Annotated in this window: 14 protein-coding genes; 8 read left to right on the top strand and 6 right to left on the bottom strand. The window is 74.7% G+C overall.

What is annotated here, in order from left to right; genetic code table 11:
• Window positions 1–173: 173 nt before the first annotated feature.
• On the bottom strand, window positions 174–713 hold the full coding sequence (locus tag ABD292_RS00765) for an RNA polymerase sigma factor (protein ID WP_344204369.1): 540 nt from the start codon (window positions 711–713) through the stop codon (window positions 174–176).
• A gap of 90 nt (window positions 714–803) precedes the next feature.
• Entirely contained in the window at window positions 804–1,799 is a 996-nt protein-coding gene (locus ABD292_RS00760) for a MerR family transcriptional regulator (protein ID WP_344204367.1), read from the bottom strand.
• A 148-nt stretch (window positions 1,800–1,947) separates the two neighbouring features.
• On the opposite strand from ABD292_RS00760, the gene ABD292_RS00755 reads away from it, so the two are divergent.
• The 4 genes from ABD292_RS00755 to ABD292_RS00740 are packed head-to-tail and all read left to right on the top strand — an operon-like array spanning window position 1,948 to window position 6,425.
• The gene (locus ABD292_RS00755; protein ID WP_344204365.1) at window positions 1,948–3,030 is read left to right on the top strand and encodes a polyprenyl synthetase family protein; all 1,083 of its coding nucleotides are present in this window, start codon (window positions 1,948–1,950) and stop codon (window positions 3,028–3,030) included.
• Window positions 3,030–4,487, top strand: coding sequence for a phytoene desaturase family protein (locus ABD292_RS00750; RefSeq protein ID WP_344204363.1), 1,458 nt, complete (start codon window positions 3,030–3,032; stop codon window positions 4,485–4,487). Before ABD292_RS00755 ends, ABD292_RS00750 begins: the two co-directional genes overlap by 1 nt.
• Window positions 4,488–4,497: 10 nt before the next feature.
• Window positions 4,498–5,397 (top strand): phytoene/squalene synthase family protein, encoded by a 900-nt coding sequence (locus tag ABD292_RS00745; RefSeq protein WP_344204361.1) that lies wholly within the window; start codon window positions 4,498–4,500, stop codon window positions 5,395–5,397.
• Window positions 5,394–6,425 (top strand): phosphate acyltransferase, encoded by a 1,032-nt coding sequence (locus ABD292_RS00740; protein WP_344204359.1) that lies wholly within the window; start codon window positions 5,394–5,396, stop codon window positions 6,423–6,425. The genes ABD292_RS00745 and ABD292_RS00740 overlap by 4 nt, the downstream gene beginning before the upstream one ends.
• Before the next feature lie 14 nt (window positions 6,426–6,439).
• Here ABD292_RS00740 and ABD292_RS00735 read toward each other — a convergent pair whose 3' ends face one another.
• The gene (locus ABD292_RS00735; RefSeq protein ID WP_344204357.1) at window positions 6,440–7,066 is read right to left on the bottom strand and encodes a spheroidene monooxygenase; all 627 of its coding nucleotides are present in this window, start codon (window positions 7,064–7,066) and stop codon (window positions 6,440–6,442) included.
• Between the two features lie 49 nt (window positions 7,067–7,115).
• Between ABD292_RS00735 and ABD292_RS00730 the strand changes: the two genes are divergently transcribed.
• Window positions 7,116–7,712 (top strand): glycerol-3-phosphate acyltransferase, encoded by a 597-nt coding sequence (locus ABD292_RS00730; RefSeq protein WP_344204355.1) that lies wholly within the window; start codon window positions 7,116–7,118, stop codon window positions 7,710–7,712.
• Here ABD292_RS00730 and ABD292_RS00725 read toward each other — a convergent pair.
• The 3 genes from ABD292_RS00725 to ABD292_RS00715 are packed head-to-tail and all read right to left on the bottom strand — an operon-like array spanning window position 7,663 to window position 11,269.
• A complete protein-coding gene (locus ABD292_RS00725) occupies window positions 7,663–9,018 on the bottom strand; it encodes a glycosyltransferase family 2 protein (protein WP_344204352.1) in 1,356 nt (451 codons plus the stop codon). The two genes, ABD292_RS00730 and ABD292_RS00725, sit on opposite strands and share 50 nt — an antisense overlap.
• Window positions 9,019–9,029: 11 nt before the next feature.
• Entirely contained in the window at window positions 9,030–10,493 is a 1,464-nt protein-coding gene (locus ABD292_RS00720; protein WP_344204350.1) for a phytoene desaturase family protein, read from the bottom strand.
• Complete coding sequence (locus ABD292_RS00715) at window positions 10,481–11,269, bottom strand: carotenoid biosynthesis protein (RefSeq protein ID WP_344204348.1); 789 nt, start codon at window positions 11,267–11,269, stop codon at window positions 10,481–10,483. The genes ABD292_RS00720 and ABD292_RS00715 overlap by 13 nt, the downstream gene beginning before the upstream one ends.
• 251 nt (window positions 11,270–11,520) lie before the next feature.
• On the opposite strand from ABD292_RS00715, the gene ABD292_RS00710 reads away from it, so the two are divergent.
• The 3 genes from ABD292_RS00710 to ABD292_RS00700 all read left to right on the top strand — a co-directional run bounded on the left by ABD292_RS00710 (window position 11,521) and on the right by ABD292_RS00700 (window position 19,943).
• Window positions 11,521–15,810: a HAMP domain-containing protein gene (locus ABD292_RS00710; RefSeq protein WP_344204345.1), complete on the top strand. Its 4,290-nt coding sequence runs from the start codon at window positions 11,521–11,523 to the stop codon at window positions 15,808–15,810.
• A gap of 65 nt (window positions 15,811–15,875) precedes the next feature.
• Complete coding sequence (locus ABD292_RS00705) at window positions 15,876–18,284, top strand: SpoIIE family protein phosphatase (RefSeq protein WP_344204343.1); 2,409 nt, start codon at window positions 15,876–15,878, stop codon at window positions 18,282–18,284.
• 75 nt (window positions 18,285–18,359) lie between these two features.
• Window positions 18,360–19,943, top strand: coding sequence for a serine/threonine-protein kinase (locus tag ABD292_RS00700; RefSeq protein WP_344204341.1), 1,584 nt, complete (start codon window positions 18,360–18,362; stop codon window positions 19,941–19,943).
• The last annotated feature ends 112 nt before the right edge of the window (window positions 19,944–20,055 follow it).

Raw genomic sequence — 20,055 nt, 5'->3', positions numbered from 1 at the left:
GTCCACTATGCCGATGGGGCAGATGTACTTCAAGGTACGGATGCGAAGAAACCGGCTTATAGCGGGTTGACTCTTTGTCAACACACCGATCGTGAACGTAACGGTTAGCATGTCACCTAATGTGACGAATCTTGGCCCAATTTCCGAACATTGTTCCGGAGTGACCGGCGGGGTCAGGCGGCCTCGGCGGCGGCCAGCAGGGACGAGAGCTTGTGCAGGCCGCGTGAGGTGCGGGCCTTGACGGTACCCAGGGGGACGCGGAGGCGTTCGGCGATCTCCTGCTGGGTCAGCCCGCCGTAGTAGGCGAGCTCGATGACCTGGCGCTGGGCGTGGGAGAGCTCGGCCAGGGCGCGGCGGACGCGGTCGCGGTCGGCGAGGCCGTCGTCCGCCGGGCGCTGCGCGGGCACGGCCGCCTCGGTCGCGGCGTCCAGGGGGACCGTGGACGGGCGGCGGGCGCGCAGGTGGTCCACGGCGCGGCGGTGGGCGATCACGTAGAGCCAGGCGGCCTGGCTCCTGGACGGGTCATAGCGCTCGCGGGAGCGCCAGGCGTCGGCGAACACCACCTGGAGCAGGTCGTCCACGTCCTGGGGCGAGATGAAGCGCCGCAGGTAGGAGCGGAGGGCGGGCGCGTGCGCGCGGTAGCTGTCGCTCAGGGTCTCCTCGTCGTCGCGCCCTGAGTGCTGCTGATGGCTGGTGGTCGGAGTCATCCCCATGGTCCGTCCCGCTCCCCTGGAAAACCTATTCAAAACCTATTCATAACGGGAGGAGCGGGACGGCACAACGTCATCGGGGGAAAGACACGCTCAAGGCAGGGTCCGCCGGAGTTGGGACAGCGCCTCGCGGAAGGTATCTACCCTGATCACGCCCTCGGGAAGAGCCTCACGCCAGCCCCGGCCGCCGACGATCAGCCGCGCCGCCGGGCGCAGCCGCGGCAGCGCGGCCAGGGGAGCGGTCGCGCCCGTGAGCTCCTGCTGCGACCACACGAACACCGCCGCCGGATGCAGCCGGCGCATCGCGTGCGCCAGCGCGGCGTAGGGGGTGCGAGCCCCGAGGACGCGGGTCTCCACGCCCTCCTCGGCCAGGGCGGCGGCCAGGGCGTGCACGGGGAGGGTGTGCTGCTCGTCCTCGGCGCAGGCGAGCAGCACGGGGCGGGGGCCCGCCGGGGCGGCCTGCCGGAGCGCGTGCCGGTGCAGGGCGGCGAGGATGCGGTCGGAGAGCAGGTGCTCGACGTCGATGCCCGCGCCCGAGTCGTCCTGGCGGCGGCAGACGGCGTCGAAGGCGGGCAGCACCAGCCGCTCCCACGTCGGCCGGACCCCGTGCGCCGCCAGCGAGGACTCCAGCAGGTGGGTGACGGCGTGACTGTCCAGCACGAACGCGGCCCGTACGAGCGAGGTCACCCCGGCTCGGCCGGGCCCGGCTCCCGCGGGTCCGGCCTCCGCGCCCTCTGCTCCCGCACTTCCGGCACTCGGCCCCCCGGCTCCTGCGGGCGCTGCTCCCGCGCGCCCGGCCTCCGTCGGGCGAGTGGCGGAGGTGTGCCGGGGAGCCGGGGGCGTCGGCGGCTCGCCGGTGAGGGTGAGGGCGTGGCGGGCGGCCTCGGCGGGCGGCAGGCCCTCGGCGATCAGCCGCTTCATCTCCCGCAGCCGGTGCAGGTCGGCGGCGTCGTAGCGGCGGTGGCCGCCCGCGCTGCGGCGGCTCGGGCCGAGCCCGTACCGCAGGTTCCAGGTGCGCAGCGTGGGCGCGGGCACGCCGATCAGCCGCGAGACGGCCCCGATGCCGTACCCGGCCTCTTCCTCACTCACCGAACGTTCCTCACTCACCGACGCCCCGCTGGTCCGGACCCTTTTCCGGCACACCCGTGACCATCCTTTCGCGATCCGCCGACCGCCGGATGCAACCGGCGGGGGATGCCTTCGCGAAGACCTATGTACCGACAAGGAGACAGGACGCATGACAATCGTGACCTCGCACACCGTCACCCCGGCCGGCGGCGCAGGGAACGGCCGGGTGCGCCACCTGGTCGACCAGCGGCTCGGCGAACTGCTCGACCAGGAGCTCGCCCGGCTGGGCTTCCTCGGCGAGGAGGGCGTCGGCCTGGTCCGCCGCCACCTCGCCGCGTTCGCGCGGGACGGCGGCAAGCGGCTGCGGCCGGCGTTCGTGTACTGGGGGCACCGGGCGGCCGGCGGCACGGCGGCGGACCTCGGCGCGGTGCTGAACGCCGCCTGCGCCGTCGAGCTGGTGCACGTCGCGGCGCTGCTCCTGGACGACGTCATGGACGAGGCCCCCGGCCGCAGGGGCCGCCCGGCGGCGCACGTCGCGCTGGCCGCCGAGCACCGCCGCGCGGGCCTGCGCGGCGACCCGGCCCGCTACGGCGAGTCGCAGACCACGCTGCTCGCCCTGCTGGCCCTGGCCTGGGCCGACGCCGCGCTGCTCGGCTCCGGGCCGCACCTCGCCGACGCGCTCGGCGTCCTCACCAGGCTGCGCGTGGAGGTCACGGCCGGGCAGCAGCTCGACCTCGCCGGCACCGCCGCCGGAGCGGACACCGGCCGGACCCGTACGATCGCGCTCTACAAGTCGGCCAAGTACACCATCGAGCGCCCCCTCCACCTCGGGCACGCGGTGGCGGGCGGCGGGCCGGCGGCCAGGCGGGCGCTCAGCGCGTACGCGCTGCCGCTGGGGGAGGCGTTCCAGCTCCGCGACGACGTCCTCGGCGTCTTCGGCGACCCGGGCCGCACCGGCAAGCCCGCCGCCGACCTGCGCCAGGGCAAGCCCAACCACCTCGTCGCCGCCGCCAGGGAACGCACCGGGCCGCGCGGCGCCGCCCTCCTCCTCGACGCGGTCGCCACCGAGGAGGACGTCCTTGCGGCCCGCGAGCTGATCGTCTCCTGCGGCGCGCTGGACGCGGCGGAGCGGCGCATCGCCGCCCTGGCCGCGCAGGCCGTCGGGGCCCTCGACGCGCTGCCCGGCCTGCCCGGCGACGCCCGCGCGGCGCTCACCGAGCTGACCGTGCTCGCCACCGACAGGAGCCGCTGATGCCCCGGCGCGGACCCACCGTGGTGATCGGCGCCGGCCTCGCCGGTCTCGCCGCCGCCGTACGGCTGGCCGCGGCCGGGCGGGAGGTCACCGTCGTCGAGGCCAGGGACGAGCCGGGCGGCTGCTGCGGGAGCGCCAGGCTCGGCCCGTACCGGTTCGACACCGGCCCGTCCGTGCTGACCATGCCCGGCGTGCTCGCCGACATCTTCGGCGCGGCGGGGGAGGAGCTGCGCGACTGGCTGCCGCTGCGCCGTCTCGACCCGGCGTACCGCATGGCCTTCCACGACGGCTCGCACCTGGACCTCACCCCGGACGGCGCGGTGATGGCCGAGCGGGTGCGCGAGCTGTGCGGGCCCGCCGAGGCGGCCCGCTACCTGCGGTACCGGCGGCTGCTCGGCGAGCTGTTCGCGGCGGAGTGGCCCGCGTTCATCGACGCGGACATGACCAGGCTGGGCGCCCTGGCCCGCCCGCTCGCGCTGGCCAGGCTCGCCGCGCTCGGCGGCTTCCGCCGCCTGGACCGGCTCGCCGCCCGCCACCTCACCGACGAGCGGCTGATCAAGGCGCACACCTTCCAGTCCCTGTACGTCGGCCTGTCCCCGCAGCGCGCCCTCGGCATCTACGCCGTCATCGCGCACATGGACACCGTCGGCGGCGTCTACTTCCCCGAACGCGGCGGCATGCACGCCATCCCGTCCGCGCTGGCCGCCCTGCTGGAGAAGCTGGGCGCGCCCGTCCGGTACGCCGCCCGCGCCCGCGAGGTCCGGACCGACCGGGACGGCGTCACCGGCGTCCTGCTGGAGGACGGCGAACGCCTGCCCGCCGGGCACGTGGTCGTCGCCTGCGACCGGTACGCGGCCCGCCGCCTGCTGCCCGGCCGGGCCGCCGACTGGCGGATGCGCCGCCCCCGCTTCTCGCCGTCCTGCCTGGTCGTCCACGCCGGGCTGGAGCGTCCGCCGGCCGGGCAGGCGCACCACACGCTGCACTTCGGGCGGGCGTGGCGGGAGACGTTCGCGGCGCTGGAGTCGGGCCGGCCGCAGCCGGACCCGAGCCTGCTCGTCACCTGCCCCGCCACGGACGAGGACGCCGCGCCGCCGGGGCACGCCACGCTCAGCGTCCTGGAGCCCGCGCCCAACCTGGAGGCCGCCGACTGGGACCGGCTCCGTCCCCGCCTGGAGGAACGCCTGCTCGCCCGGCTGGCCGCGCTCGGCTACGGCGACCTGTCCGCGACGCCCAGGCTCGTCCTCGACCCGCCCGCGTGGGCCGCGCTCGGCCACACGGCCGGCACCCCGTTCGCGCTCGACCACCGCTTCACCCAGACGGCGTGGCTGCGCCCGTCCGGCGCCGCCCGGCGGGTGCCCGGACTGCACTTCGCCGGCATGCACACCGCGCCGGGCGTCGGGGTCCCCCCGGTGCTCATCTCCGGCCGGCTCGCCGCAGAACGCATTCTTACTTCGTAAAGGGCATCCGTTGACTCTCACCGCCAGCTACGAACGCTGCCGCCAGCTGCACGCCCGCTACGGCCGGTCCTACTACCTGGCCACGCTGCTGCTGCCCGCGTGGAAACGCCGTCACGTCCACGCGCTGTACGGTTTCGCCCGCTACGCCGACGAGATCGTCGACTCCTTCACCATGACCGCCGACCGGCGGGCGGCCCTCGACGCGCTCTGCGAGCGCACCGGCAGGGGGCTGGCCGGCGAGCCGGTCGCGGACCCGGTGCTGCCCGCGTTCCTGCACACCGTGCGCTCGTTCGGGATCGCGCGCGGCGACGTGGACGCCTTCCTCGCCGCGATGCGCGCCGACCTGTCGGTCACCTCGTACGCCACCTACGACGACCTGCTCGGCTACATGGAGGGGTCGGCGGCGGTCATCGGCACCATGATGCTGCCGGTGCTGGAGGCGCTGCCCGGCGAGGAGGCGGCGGCCAGGGAGCCGGCCCGCCAGCTCGGCCTGGCCTTCCAGCTCACGAACTTCCTTCGCGACGTGCGGGAGGACCACGCCCGCGGGCGGGTCTACCTGCCCGCCAAGGACCTCGCCGCGTACGGGGTCGAGCCCGCCGACCTGGGCCGGTCGCGGACCGGGCGGGCGGTGCGCGAGCTGCTCGCCTTCGAGGCGGGTCGGGCCCGCGAGCACTACCGGGCCGCGGCGAGGGGCATCGACCTGCTGGTGCCCTCGTCCCGGCCGTGCGTGCGGGCCGCCGTCGAGCTGTACGGGGGGATCCTCGTCGCGATCGAGCGCGGCGGCTTCGCGGTGCTGGAACGGCGGGTACGGGTGCCGCGCCACCGCAGGGCCGTCGCCTTCGCCCGCCACCTGCTGGCCTCCGCCGGGGCGGGCCGGCTCGAACGCCGCGTCCGCGTAGACCTGCCATGAGCGGGGGGATCGGCGCGGGCGGGCGGGACGCGGTGGGGCCGGGCGCTGTGGGGCCGGACGCGGTGGCGCTGGATGCGGTGGCGCTGGACGCGGTGGGGCCGGGCGCGGTGGTGCTGGACGCGATGGGCGGCGACCACGGGCCCGCCGAGACCGTGGCGGGGGCGGTGGCGGCCCGGCGGGAGCACGGGGTCCCGGTCGTCCTCGTCGGCCGCGAGCCGGACCTCGCCCGCGAGCTGGCCGTCCACGACGCCGCCGGCGAGATCCCGGTCGTGCACGCCCCCGACGTCGTGCCCATGACGGAGCGGGGCGCGGGCGGCGCCGCGCTGACCGCCTCCAGCCTGGCCGTGGGCTGCGGCCTGCTCGGCGGGGGCGGGGGCGCCGCGTTCGTGTCGGCAGGCTCGACCGGCGCGGTGGTCGCCCAGGCCGTACGCCGGGTCGGCAGGGCCGAGGGCGTCCTGCGTCCCGCGCTCGCCGTCGCGCTGCCGACGCTGCCCGGCGGCGCGAGCGTGCTCGTGGACGCCGGCGCCACCGCCGACCCGACGCCGGAGATGATGGCCCAGTTCGCGCTGCTCGGCGCCGGGTACGCCCGCGCCGTGCTGGGCGTGCCCGGCCCGGTGGCGGGGCTGCTGTCGATCGGCTCGGAGCCCGGCAAGGGCAACCGGCTGGCCCGGCGGGCCGAGGAGCTGCTGCGCGGCCTGCCGATGCGCTTCCACGGCAACATCGAGGGCCACGACGTGCTGTCCGGCGCGGTGGACGTCATCGTCACCGACGGCTTCACCGGCAACGTCGTGCTCAAGAGCGTCGAGGGGTGCGTACGGACCGCGCTCGCCATGGTCGCGCGGGCCGGTCTCGCCGAGCCGGACGCGCTCGCGCGGGTGGCCCGGCGCTACGACCCGCAGACGCACGGCGGGGCGGCGTTGCTGGGGCTGCGCGGCACCGTGATCGTCGCGCACGGCTCCTCGACCGCCGCCACGATCGCCCGCGCCTGCGTGGTCGCCCACTCCCTGTCCGCTCTGGAACCGGCGTGACGCCCCGCCCCGGGTCAGGCCAGGGGGTCGGCGCCGTTCCAGGTGCCTTCACTCTCGTACGGGATGAACCGGGCGAACAGCTCCTCGCTGTACCAGTCGTGCGCGCGCACCCGCGCCACCACCCGCAGGTGCTCGTCGTCCCCGTAGGCGAAGCGGCGCACCGCCGCCGCGTCCCGCCACAGGGAGAACGTCGCCTGCCGGGCCAGCGGCCACTCGCCCACCCCGATCGAGGCCAGGCAGCCGTCCTGCCGGGCCAGCAGCCGGTCCACGGGCGGCACCGACCGGTAGAAGGCCGCCAGCCGCCGCGCCCTGATGGAGGCCCGCGTGAGCACGGCGACCGGTCCCTGCCGGGTGCCCTGTTCGGCGGGCCGGGGGAAGGGGTCGCGGCCGCTCCAGGTGCCGCGCGAGGCCAGCGGCGCGAGGCGGACCTGCCACCGCTCCACCGCCTCCGCCCGCCACCGCGCCGCTATGGGCGAATCGCGCAGGAACGCCTCCAGGTCGGCCTCCTCGCGCCAGACCGCGAACAGCGCCCACCGGCGCAGGTCCGCGCCCAGCGACATCGACCGGCCGCGCCCGGTCCCGAGCAGCCGCCAGAACGTGAGCCCGCCGGTGCGCCGCAGCAGCGGGCGGTCGAAGGCCATGTGACGCATGGCGTCCGCGGAGTCATACCGGATGAGGTGGAACGAGGCCATGGACGTACTGGTGATGTCGGTCATCGTCAGCTACCTGCTGGGGTCGGTCCCGGTGGCGGTGCTGCTGGCGCGCGGGCACGGGTTCGACCCGCGCGCCGTGGGCGACCGCAATCCCGGCTTCTGGAACGTCAAGGAGCAGCTCGGCTGGCGGGCCGCCGTGCCGGTGTTCGCCGGTGACACGCTGAAGGGCGTGCTGGCGGGGCTGGCCGCGCTGCTGTTCAGCGGCGGGCACACGACCGCCGCCGGCGCGGTGACGGGGGACAGCGTCCTGCCCGTGTACCTGGCGGTGGCGGCGGCGATGGCGGGGCACGCCTGGCCGGTGTTCGCCGGGTTCCGCGGCGGGCGGTCGATCCTGACCTTCGCGGGCGGGGCCGCGGTGATCTGCCCGCCCGGGTTCGCGCTGGCCGTGGCGGTGCTGGTGGCCGTGGCGCTGGCGGCGCGGTCGTTCGCGGCGGGGGCGCGGGTGGCGGTGTTCGGGCTGCCCGTCCTGCAGTTGTTGTTCGTCCCGGCCGAGCTGGTCGCGGGGACGGGGGCGCTGATGTGCCTCATCGGCCTGCGTTTCGGTCAGGCCGCGCTGTCGGGCCGCCGGGGGTGAGCTTGGGATAGGTACGGCCGCGCCACTCGCGTACCGGGCGGAGCGTCGCCTGGGTGAGGCGGACGGCGGCGGCCGGGTCCAGCAGCGGGGACAGCAGCAGGCCGAGGCCCGGCCGGCGGTAGCTGCGGCGCAGCGCGCCGGTCAGCAGCAGGCGCACGGCCAGCAGCGCCGCGTCCAGCCTCGTCGCCCGGCCGGCGGCGAGGCGCAGCACCGGCAGCGCCGCCGTCAGCCAGATCACCGCGAGGTCGGCGGCCCGCCAGCCCGCGCCGGTCACGTCCGCGAGCGGCAGCGACCGGCCCCATTCGCGCCACAGCTCGGCGGTCGAGTCGTGCATGTCGACCTCCAGCAGCGCGCCGCCGTCCAGGAAGCCGACCCGCCAGCCACGTCCCGCCAGGAACCGGGCGAGCGCCACGTCGTCGGTCATGTGCCCGCGTACGGCGGTGAAGGCGTCGATCTCCGTCATCGCCGTCCGGCGGAAGGCCAGGCACTGGCCGTTGGCCAGGGTCCGGTGCGGCGGGGGCGGCGTCGCCGGGCCGACGGGGCCGAACCGGTAGACGAGCGTGGCCAGCATCGAGGCGTGCAGCGCCTGTTCCAGCGGGCCGTCGCAGGCGAACCGGGGGGCGGCGCTGACCAGGTCGTGCCCGTCCAGGGCGCGGACCAGCGCGCCGAACAGGCCCGGCCCGGGGCGCGTGTCGGCGTCGAGGGTCACGACGACGTCGCCGCACGCGGCGGCCACGCCCTGCCGCAGCGCCCACTGCTTGCCGACCCAGCCCGGGGGGAGCGGCTCGCCGCGTACGACGGTCGCGCCCAGGCCGGCGGCCAGCGCGGCGGTGCCGTCGGTGGAGCGGTCGTCCACGACGATGACCTCCTTGACGTCCGTGTCTGCGAGCACCGCCCGCAGACACGGCCCGATCCTGGCCGCCTCGTTCCGCGCGGGCACCACGACGGAGATGCCCTGATCGCCGCTGACAGGCGTCACCGTCCCGCGCCCGGCAGCCGCGGCGGGGGCCGCGGCGTCGGCCGTGGCGGGGGCCGCGGCGTCGGCCGCAAGCGGCGGAAGCCGCCGCCGCCCCCGTGCCAGCCGCGCGACCACAACCCCCGCCGCCACCACCTGCGCCACGGCCACCAGCCCGCCCTTCAGCGGCCCGGTTTTGGTCGGCCAGGCCGTCGCCAGCCCGGCCTTCAGCGGCTCGGCTTTGATCAGCCCGCCCGCCAGCAGCCCACCCGTCGCCAGCCGGCGTGTCACCGGCCCGCCCTTCACCGGCCCGCCCTTCACCAGCCCGCCCTTCAGCAGCCGACCCCTCACCAGGCCGCCTCTCATTGGCCAGCCTCCCTCGGAGGGGCCGTGCGGGGGTGGGTGAAGTCGTGGCCGATGAGGTCGGTGACGATGTGGGCGCCCAACGTCACCATGGGCAGGCCGCCGCCGGGGTGGGCCGTGCCGCCGACCACGTACAGGCCGCGCTTCGGCCCCCGGTTGCCCGGTCGCAGGAACGGCGCCAGCCGCCCCCGGTACGCACTGCCGTAGATCGCCCCCGCCCAGGCCCCGTACCGGTCGCGCAGGTCGGCGGGCGTCAGGACGTCCACGAAGCGCAGCCGCCCGGACAGGTCGAGCCCGCGCCCCGCGAGCCGTTCCAGCACCAGGTCCCGGTAGGCGTCCACGCCGACGCGCCACCGGCCGGGGTCGCGGGCGGGGACGTTGACCAGCATGGTGAGGTTCTCCGTGCCGGCCGGCGCCTGGCCGGGGTCGTCGACGGCGGAGCAGCCGACGTACACGGTCGGGTCGCCGGGCGGTTCGCGCCGGTCGAAGATGTCGGCGAACTCCCGCTCGTACTCGCCCGAGAAGAACACGGTGTGGTGCGCCAGCCCGGGGGTGCGCCCCTCGACCCCGGCCATCAGCAGGAACGCCGACGACGACAACCCGAGCCCGGCGAGCCGCCGGAACCGCCGCCGGTCCGGCAGCAGGCGGCCGTAGAGCGCGGCGGCGTCCACGTTCGCCACCACGACGTCGGCCCGCTCGTGGCCGCCGCCCGCGAGCCGCACCCCGGTGACCCGCCCGCCGTCCACGGTGACCGCCTCGACGGGCGCGGACAGGCGCACCTCGACCCCGGCCTCCTTCAGCAGCGCCGCCAGGTCCTCGGCGAGTCTCGGCAGGCCGCCGGGGACGTACCAGCCGCCCTGGCCGTGCTCCAGCGCGGGCACGCAGGCGAGCGCGGCCGGCGCCCGGTACGGGCTGGACCCGGCGTAGGTGGCGTAGCGGCCGACGTACTGGCGCAGGCGCGGGTCGCGGAAGAAGCGGCGGGCCAGCCCGTCGAGGGTGCGGGCGGGCGCGACGGCGAGCAGGTCGCGCGGCCGGGCCTCGCGCGGCGGGCGGCCGAGCGGCCCGGCGAAGAAGGTACGGCCCGCGGCCCGCAGGCATCCCTCCGCCCAGGCGTGGAAGGCCCGCCAGGCCGCGCCCTCGCCCGGCGCGAGCCGTTCGACCTCGGCCGCCATGAGCTCCGGGTCGCGGCGGGCGGTCAGCGCGGAGCCGTCGGCGAACCGGTAGCGGCACAGCTCGGCCGGCTCGACCAGCTCGCGCTCCACCCCGAGCTCGCGGAAGAGCGCGGGCATGGTGAGCAGCGACGGCCCCATGGAAAAGGTGAACCCGTCCCGCCGGTGCTCGGCCAGCTTGCCGCCGAGCCGGGGCAACTGCTCGTACAGCCGCACCCGGTGCCCCCGGCGGGCGAGCAGCAGCGCCGACGCCATGCCCCCGACGCCGCCGCCGATCACGATCACTTCCGCCACAGCCGCCTCCACGCGAGCGCCGCGAACGCGCCCATCGACATGCCCCCGGCCGCGGCGACCAGCGGGTCCGGCGGCTGGAACACCGCGGCGAACCCGGCTGTCTCCATGACCGCCATCGTGGTGTAGACGCCCGCCAGGCCGCGCGGCGGGCGGGCCTGGTGGGACTGCCCGCCGCCGAGTATCCGCTCCAGCAGCAGCATGACCAGCGCGGACACCAGCAGCCAGCCCGCGAAGTTGGTCAGCGGGATGCCCCGGTACCCGCCGTGCACGGCCCACGTCCACAGGCCGAGCCCGACCATCTGCGGGTCGAGGAAGAGGTCCCACGCCGTCAGCGCGAGCGCCCCCACGGCGATCCGCGCCCCGCCGGTCGTGACCGCCGCCGCCACCCCGTACGCGGCCAGCCCCATCCCGCCCCACGCCAGCGCCACCACGACGGGCACGCCGCCGAGCTGCGGCCACAGCAGGCCGGTGTAGTGGTACTCGCCGAACGGGAACCCGGTGCGCACGCCGACGGCCTCGGCTGCGTACCCGGCCGCGACCACCGCCCCGAACGCGGCGAGCGTCCGCCGCGTGCCCCAGCCGGCGGCGGCGAACCCGATGGCGCTGACCGCCAGCACCGCCACGACGATCCCGGTGAAGCGCACCGGCTCCGCGCTGACCCCGGAGGCGACCTGGAGGGCCACCATGGCCGCCAGCGCCGCCAGCCCCACCGCCCGTGCCGCCCTGGCCGTGGTCACCGGCGGGGCCGTCGCCCGGGCGCTTCGCGTCTCACTCACACCTTTGTCTTTCGGGGGCCCGGTGCGAGCGGTTGCATGACACAGAAACCAGGCAAATTGCCGGATAGCAAATGATGCGAACGCATCAGTCGCCCTGATCTAGTAACCTCACATACGGATCCACGGAGACATCTGCCTGTGTGTCCTGTTCCAGCTGTGATGATCACCGGGCGAGTTCCGGGTCTGTGTGGAAGCCCGCTGTCGGGTCATCGAAGGCGCTTGGTCAGAGAATCTCGACGACGAGGGCGGACATGAGTGACACGACAGCCGGCGGGCCGGGCACGACCACCCGCGCGGGCGCCGAGGTCGGCGAGTCCGAGCTGCGGCTGCTCCTCGCGGGCCTGACGGCGGTCAGGGACGGCGACTTCCGCACCAGGCTTCCCGAGGACGCCGACGGACTGCTGGGCGAGATCGCCTCGGTCTTCAACGGCATGGTGGACCAGCTCTCGCTGTTCACCTCGGAGGTCACCCGCGTGTCCCGCGAGGTCGGCACCGAGGGGCGGCTGGGCGGCCAGGCCGAGGTGCCCGCGGTGTCGGGCACGTGGAAGGACCTCACCGAGTCCGTCAACGCGATGGCCGGCAACCTCACCGACCAGGTGCGCAGCATCGCCCAGGTCACCACGGCGGTCGCCCGGGGCGACCTGTCGCAGAAGATCACCGTGGACGCGCGCGGCGAGATCCTGGAGCTGAAGAACACCGTCAACACGATGGTCGACCAGCTCTCGTCGTTCGCCGACGAGGTGACCCGGGTGGCCCGCGAGGTCGGCACCGAGGGCCAGCTCGGCGGCCAGGCGGACGTCAAGGGCGTGGCGGGCACCTGGCGCGACCTCACCGACTCGGTCAACTTCATGGCCGGCAACCTCACCGACCAGGTCCGCAACATCTCCCAGGTCGCGACCGCCGTCGCGCGCGGCGACCTGTCGCAGCGCATCACGGTCTCGGCCCGAGGCGAGATCCTGGAGCTGAAGAACACCCTCAACACGATGGTCGACCAGCTCTCGTCGTTCGCCGACGAGGTGACCCGCGTGGCCCGCGAGGTCGGCACCGAGGGCCGTCTCGGCGGCCAGGCCGACGTCAAGGGCGTCTCCGGCACCTGGAAGGCGCTCACCGAGTCGGTCAACGTCATGGCCGACAACCTCACGGCCCAGGTGCGCAGCATCGCCCAGGTCACCACGGCGGTCGCCAAGGGCGACCTGTCGCAGAAGATCCGCGTGGACGCGCGCGGCGAGATCCTGGAGCTCAAGGAGACCATCAACACGATGGTCGACCAGCTCTCGGCCTTCGCCGACGAGGTGACCCGCGTGGCCCGCGAGGTCGGCACCGAGGGCAACCTGGGCGGCCAGGCCACCGTGCGCGGCGTGTCCGGCACGTGGAAGGACCTCACCGACAACGTCAACGTCATGGCCTCCAACCTGACGAGCCAGGTGCGCAGCATCGCCCAGGTCGCCACGGCGGTGGCCCGGGGCGACCTGTCGCAGAAGATCACCGTGGAGGCCAAGGGCGAGGTCGCCGCGCTGGCCCAGACCATCAACACGATGGTCGACACGCTCGGCGCGTTCGCCGACGAGGTGACCCGCGTGGCCCGCGAGGTCGGCACCGAGGGCCAGCTCGGCGGCCAGGCCCGGGTGCCCAACGTGGCCGGCACCTGGAAGAACCTCACCGACAACGTCAACTCCATGGCCGACAACCTGACCAACCAGGTGCGCAGCATCGCCCAGGTCACCACGGCCGTCGCCCGCGGCGACCTGACCCGCAAGATCGACGTGGACGCGCGCGGCGAGATCCTGGAGCTGAAGACCACCATCAACACGATGGTCGACCAGCTGTCCTCGTTCGCCGCCGAGGTCACCCGCGTGGCCCGCGAGGTGGGCTCGGAGGGCAGGCTCGGCGGCCAGGCCGAGGTGGAGGGCGTCTCCGGCACCTGGAAGCGGCTGACCGAGAACGTCAACGAGCTGGCCGGCAACCTCACCAGGCAGGTGCGCGCGATCGCCGAGGTGACCAGCGCGGTGACCTCCGGCGACCTGACCCGCTCGATCACCGTCGACGCCGAGGGCGAGCTGGCCGACCTCAAGGACAACATCAACTCGATGGTCAAGTCGCTGCGCGAGACCACCACGGCCAACGAGCAGCAGGACTGGCTGAAGTCCAACCTCGCCCGCATGTCCGGCCTCATGCAGGGCCACCGCGACCTGGCGACGGTCGCCGAGCTGGTGATGAACGAGCTGGCGCCGCTCGTCTCGGCCCAGTACGGCGCGTTCTTCCTCGCCGAGGAGAGCGAGCTGAAGCTGATCAGCGCCTACGGCTACCCGGTGGAGGCCGAGCGCGCCCCCCGGTTCCGGCTCGGCGACGGGCTCATCGGCCAGGCCGCGCGCAGCCGCCGCACGATCGCGCTGACCGAGAACATCCCCTCCGGCGTCATCACCATCGACTCCGGCCTCGGCCGGATCGAGCCCGCCTCGCTCGTCGTGCTGCCCGTGGTCGTCGAGGAGCAGGTGCTCGGCGTGATCGAGCTGGCCTCGGTCCAGGAGTTCACGCCCGTGCACCGGGCGTTCCTGGAGCAGCTGATGGAGACGATCGGGGTCAACCTCAACACGATCGTCGCCAACGCCCGCACCGACGAGCTGCTGAAGGAGTCGCAGCGGCTCGCCGCCGAGCTCCAGGCCCGCTCCGAGGAGCTGCAGAGCCAGCAGGAGGAGCTCCAGCGCTCCAACGCCGAGCTGGAGGAGAAGGCCCGCCTCCTGGTCAGCCAGAACCAGGACATCGAGGCCAAGAACCTCGAGATCGAGCAGGCCAGGCAGGAGCTGGAGGACCGCGCCCAGCAGCTCGCCCTCGCCTCGAAGTACAAGAGCGAGTTCCTCGCGAACATGAGCCACGAGCTGCGCACCCCGCTCAACTCGCTGCTCATCCTGGCCCAGCTCCTGGCCCAGAACCACACGCGCAACCTCACCCCGAAGCAGGTCGAGTACGCCGAGATCATCCACTCGGCCGGCTCCGACCTCCTGCAGCTCATCAACGACATCCTCGACCTGTCGAAGGTCGAGGCGGGCAAGATGGACGTCAACCCCGAGTGGGTGCAGCTGCGCCGCCTGCTCGACTACGTCGAGGCCACCTTCCAGCCGATGACCAGCGAGAAGAGCCTCGACTTCACCATCGCCACCGCCCCCGGCATCCCCAACGAGCTGCTGACCGACGACTCCCGGCTGCGCCAGGTGCTGCGCAACCTGCTGTCGAACGCGGTCAAGTTCACCGAGACCGGCCGGGTCGAGCTGCGCATCGAGCCCGCCGCCCCGGCCGAGCTGCCCGCGACCGTGCGGGCCAACGGCCCGGCGCTCGCGCTGCGGGTCATCGACACCGGCATCGGCATCCCCGAGCAGCAGCTCGAAGTCATCTTCGGGGCGTTCCAGCAGGCCGACGGCACCACCAGCCGCAAGTACGGCGGCACCGGCCTCGGCCTTTCCATCTCGCGGGAGATCGCCTACCTGCTCGGCGGCGCGATCAGCGTCCAGAGCACGCCGGGACAGGGCAGCGTCTTCACGCTCTTCCTGCCGGTCGCCCACCCCTCCTTCACCGACGGCCCCGCCCGCGCCGCCGCCGCCGCGGCGGCCCTGCCGGAGGGCGTGGAGGAGAGCGGCCCGGCCACCGCGTCCGGCGCCGGCCCCGACGCGGGCGGCGGCACGCAGCACCGGCGGCTGCTGGTGATCGAGCAGCGCGCGGGCGGCCTGCTGTCGCTGGTCGCCGAGAGCGTCGTACGCGAGCTGACCGACAGCAGGGACGACACCGTCGAGATCATCAGGGCCGCGGGCGCCGAGGAGGCCGCGGCCACGCTCGCCGCCCAGCCGTGCCACTGCATGGTGCTCGACCTCGACATGCCCGACCTGGCGGCGTTCCAGCTCCTGGAGGCCATGGACGGCGACCCCGCGCTCGCGGTCGTGCCCGTCCTCGCCTACAGCAACTGGCGCACCACCTCCCAGCAGAAGGCCCGCCTGCGCGAGCGCGCCGAGAACCAGGCGCTGGAGCTGCTGTCCAGCCTCGACGAGCTGCGCGAGCGGATCGCCCTGCACCTCACGGCCGAGCAGCCCGGCGACGTGCTGCCGCTGATCCGGCCCGAGGCCGTCGGCACGCTTCCCCGCCAGGAGGTGGACGGCGAGCTCGCCGGCCGCACCGTGCTCGTCGTGGACGACGACACGCGCAACCTCTACGCGATCACCAGCATCCTGGAGATCCACGGCATGACCGTCCTGCACGCCGAGAACGGCCGGCTGGGCATCGAGACGCTGCTCAGCCACCCCGACATCGACATCGTGCTGATGGACGTGATGATGCCGGAGATGGACGGCTACGTCGCCACCGCCAAGATCCGCGAGATGCCGCAGTACGCCGAACTGCCGATCATCGCGGTGACCGCGAAGGCCATGCCGGGCGACCAGGAGAAGGCCCTGAGCGCCGGCTCCAGCGACTACGTCACCAAGCCGGTGGACGCCGACCACCTGCTCACCCGGATGAGGCACTGGCTCGACGTGCGGGAGCAGCCCGGCTCATAGGCGTACCGCGCGACGAGATCCCGACCATCGACGATCCGGCCCGACCGGCGAGGAGTGACCCCACAGTGGGACCCACAGTGCACAGCCCGCAGGAGCCGGGCCTTCCGGCGCCCGCCCCGTCCGAGGCCGCGGCGGTGAGCAACCTCGGGCGGCTGGCCGTCACCATCGACCGGTTGCGCAGGCAGATCCAGGAGGCCCAGCGCGCCGCCGAGGGCCGCGCGCTCATCGAGGTGGCCAAGGGCATCCTCATCGAGCGGCTGCAGTGCGGCCTGGCGGGAGCCGCGCAGCAGCTCGAACTCCTCGCCGAGCAGGCCGGGGTGACCCAGCTCGAACTGGCCGCCGAGATCATCAACCAGGCCGCCCAGGACCGCATCAGCGAGGCCACGCGCGAGTTCCTCGACTCCGCCCGCGCCGCCGCCGAGGCGGAAGCGGCGGAGGCGGCCGAGGCGGCCGACGTGGCCGTGCGGCTGCGCTCGGCCGAGAACGGCATGGTGGAGGCCCCGGACGCGCAGGCCGTGGCCGCCTCGCTGCTGGAGCACGCGCTGAAGCCGCTCGGCGCGACGAACGTCGCCGTCTGGACGGTCGGCTCCGACGGCTCGCTCACCCTGGCCGCCAGCGCCGGCTTCAGCGCCGTCGAGGCCGACCGGTGGCGCTACGTGCCGCCCGGCGTCAACACCCCGGCCCGCAGCGCGCTCGTCGAGCGCCAGGCCGTCTGGATCCGCTCGCTCGACGACGTCGGGCTGCCGTCGATCGGGATGACCCTCACGCCCGACGGCGGCCGGGTGACCGTGCCCGCGGGCACCGGCGGCCGCATCATGGGCGTGCTGGAGATCGGCTGGCCGGGCCCGGTCGGCCCGCAGCCGCCGCAGGTGCACAAGCAGGTCGAGGCGCTGGCCGAGCTCTGCTCCCACGTGCTCGAACGGCCCGTCGAGCCGGGCGGCGGCGCCGGGCAGGCGGAGCTGATCGGCCTCGCCGAGGCGCTGCCCGACGCCGCGCTCGTGCTGCAGCCGCACCTCGACGCCGACGGCCGGCTCACCGACTTCCGCATCACGCACGCCAACCCGCACTTCGTGGACCCGGCGGGCCGGCCCAAGGGCGCGGTGACCGGGTCGCTGCTGCTGGAGGCGTACCCGCTGGCGGCCGACGAGGGCGGCCTGTTCTCCGTGGTGGAGAACGTGCACGCCACCGGCGAGCCGTTCAAGGCGGAGAACATGACGCTCACCGCGCTCGTGGACGACGTGCCGCTGCCGAGCCTCGCCAGCGTCAGCATCACCCGGCACGGCGACGGCGTGCTGCTCATCTGGCGGCTCCAGGACGAGATCACCCGCCTGGCGAGCCTGCTCCAGCACGCCCAGCGGCTCGGCCGCATCGGCGGGTTCGAGGAGAACACGCTGTCGGGCGAGATCACCTGGAACCGGCAGCTCTACGACCTGTACGGGATGAAGCCCGGCGAGCCGCCCATCCCGCTCGAACGGCTGGCCGACCACGCCCACCCCGACGACGCCGTGCTCATCGGCAGGTTCCTGCGGACGCTGCTGCACCACCGGCGGCCCGCCTCGACCGCGTTCCGGCTGCAGCGCTCCGACGGCATGGCCCGCCACATCCGGGTGGTGGCCGAGCCCGTGCTGTCGCCCGACGGGCGGCTGCTCGCGGTGCGGGGGGCCTACCAGGACGTGTCCTCCCAGCACTGGACGGAGGTGGCGCTGGCCGCCACCCGTGACCAGCTCGCCCACACCGAGCAGCAGGCCGCCGAGCGCAACCGGCTGGCGCTCCAGCTCCAGCAGGCCATCATGCCGCCCAGCCGCGGCCCGATGGAGGCCTTCGACCTCAACATCGCCGTCCGCTACCGCCCCGCCGAGAAGGAGCACCTGGTCGGCGGCGACTGGTACGACGCCGTGGTCCTCCCGTCCAAGCAGATCCTGCTGTCCGTCGGCGACGTGGCCGGGCACGGCATCGAGGCGGCCACCGGCATGGTCGTCCTGCGCAACGCGCTGCGCGGCCTGGCCGCCACCGGCGCCGGCCCCGGCCAGCTCCTGACCTGGCTCAACATGGTGGCCCACCACCTGACCGAGAACGTCACGGCCACCGCCATCTGCGGCCTGTACGACCCGGAGACCGGCGTGCTGCGCTGGGCGCGGGGCGGGCACCTGCCGCCCATCCTGATTCGCGGCGACGAGGTGGCCGAGCTCGACCTCATCGGCGGCGTCCTGCTGGGGGCGCTGTCGGAGGTCACGTACGAGGAGAGCCGGATCCAGCTCATGCCGGGCGACACGCTCCTCATGTACACCGACGGGCTGATCGAGCGCCGTGACCGCTCCCTGCAGCACTCCCAGCAGCAGCTCCTGCGGACGGCCGGCCATCCGGCGGCCTCGCTGGAGCACCGCCTCGACCACATGCTGACCCACAGCAACTCCGACACCGACGACGACACCTGTCTGGTCGGCATCCAGCTCATCGCGCCGGGCGCGTCATGACTCCCGCCTTAGAAGCGACCGGGACGTTATGGCGGTTCGCGCATGGGCGGGCATTGATCGGGTAGGCCGGGCGCTATGTCCGATTCGCGTTACGAAGGCCTGCTGCTGGCCGGTCGCTACCGGCTCCAGGCCGAGCTGGGCCACGGCGGCATGGGCCGGGTCTGGCGCGGCCACGACGAACTCCTCGACCGCGCGGTCGCGGTCAAGGAGGTCACCCTCGACCAGCGGCCGCCGTCCGAACGCGAGGCGCTGCTCGGACGCACCATGAGCGAGGCCCGCCTCGCGGCGCGGCTGAGCCACCCGAACGTCGCCACCGTCTACGACGTGGTCGTGGCCGACGAGCGGCCGTGGATCGTGCTCCAGCTCGTCCCGGCGCCCACCCTGGCCCACGTGCTCGGCGAGAGCGGGTCGCTGCCGCCCGCCGCCGTCGCCGCGCTCGGCCTGCAGGTGCTGGACGCCCTGGAGGCGGCGCACGCCGCCGGCATCGTGCACCGGGACGTCAAGCCCGCCAACATCCTGCTCGACTCCGGCGGGAGCCACGCCGTGCTCACCGACTTCGGCCTGGCCACCAGCGTGGAGCGGCGGGCCGAACTCACCGAGGCGGGCATGGTGGTGGGGACGCCCGCGTACATCGCCCCCGAACGGGCGCGCGGCGGGCCGCCGACGCCCGAGGCGGACCTGTGGTCGCTGGGCGTGACGCTCTACACGGCGGTGGAGGGGCGTTCGCCGTTCGAGCAGGGGAACGCGCTGGCCACGATCAGCGCGGTGCTCACCACCGCGCCGGCGCCGTTCGAGCTGGCCGGGCCGCTGGCGCCGCTGCTCATGGGGCTCCTGGAGAAGGACCCGGAACAGCGCTGGACCGCCGAGGCCGCCCGCCGCCACCTCCGCCGCGTCGCCGCGGCCGACCCCTCAGCCCCGCTCACGTCCCGGCCGCAGCCGGCCACCCCCGCCGGCCCCCGGACCCAGAGCCTCGTCCTCCCTGCCCCGCAGACGGGGACCATCGCCCCCGATCCCGATGAGCACGCCGCGCTCCCGCTGTCCGGCCCGAGGACGGGCAGCGTCATGCCCGAGCCTGTCGTGGCCGCTGCGGGAGGCGTCAGGAGCGGCGCGGCCGAGATGCTGGGGCGGTGGCTCGGGAGCGGGCAACTGCGGCAGGTGGCGGGGGTGGCGGCGCTGATCGTGGCCGTGCTCGCGGTCACCGGCTGGCCCGCCGACGGCGGCCCGCCCGGCGCCGCCGGCGTCGAGCAGCGGGTCGAGGCGGCGCTGCCCGCGACCACCACCGACCAGCGCCAGAAGCCCGAGCAGCCCGCGACCCCCCAGCAGACCGGCACCCCCGAACAGCGCGACACCCCCGAGCAGCCCGCGACCCCCGACCAGCACAGCACCCCCGACCAGCCGGGCACTCCCGATCAACCGGCCGCGAAGCGGGAAGCCGACCTGCGGGTACGGTCCGTCGCCGTCCGGCGGACCGGGGGGACCGACACCAGGCGGAACACCGGCAAGAGCACCAGGGAGAGCACCGGAAGGACCACCACCGGCGTCACGCCGGGCCAGTCCGCCCGCGGCAGGCACGCCGCCCCCTTCGTGCCGCCCGGCCAGGCCAAGAAGGGCCTGACGGGCTTCCCGGGAAAGGGGCACGCCAAGGGCCACGACAAGTGACGGGGCCACCGGCCCAGGTTCGGTCCATGTGCCCTCGGCGGCGGCAACATGTGCTCCCAAAGTGAGGTCGAGCACGCACCGCCCAAGGAACATACGAGGCATGGACACGAAT

The organism is Nonomuraea bangladeshensis, from assembly GCF_039529455.1.
GTDB classification, from domain to species: Bacteria; Actinomycetota; Actinomycetes; order Streptosporangiales; family Streptosporangiaceae; genus Nonomuraea; species Nonomuraea bangladeshensis.
This window is presented reverse-complemented; position numbering and strand designations above follow the sequence as displayed.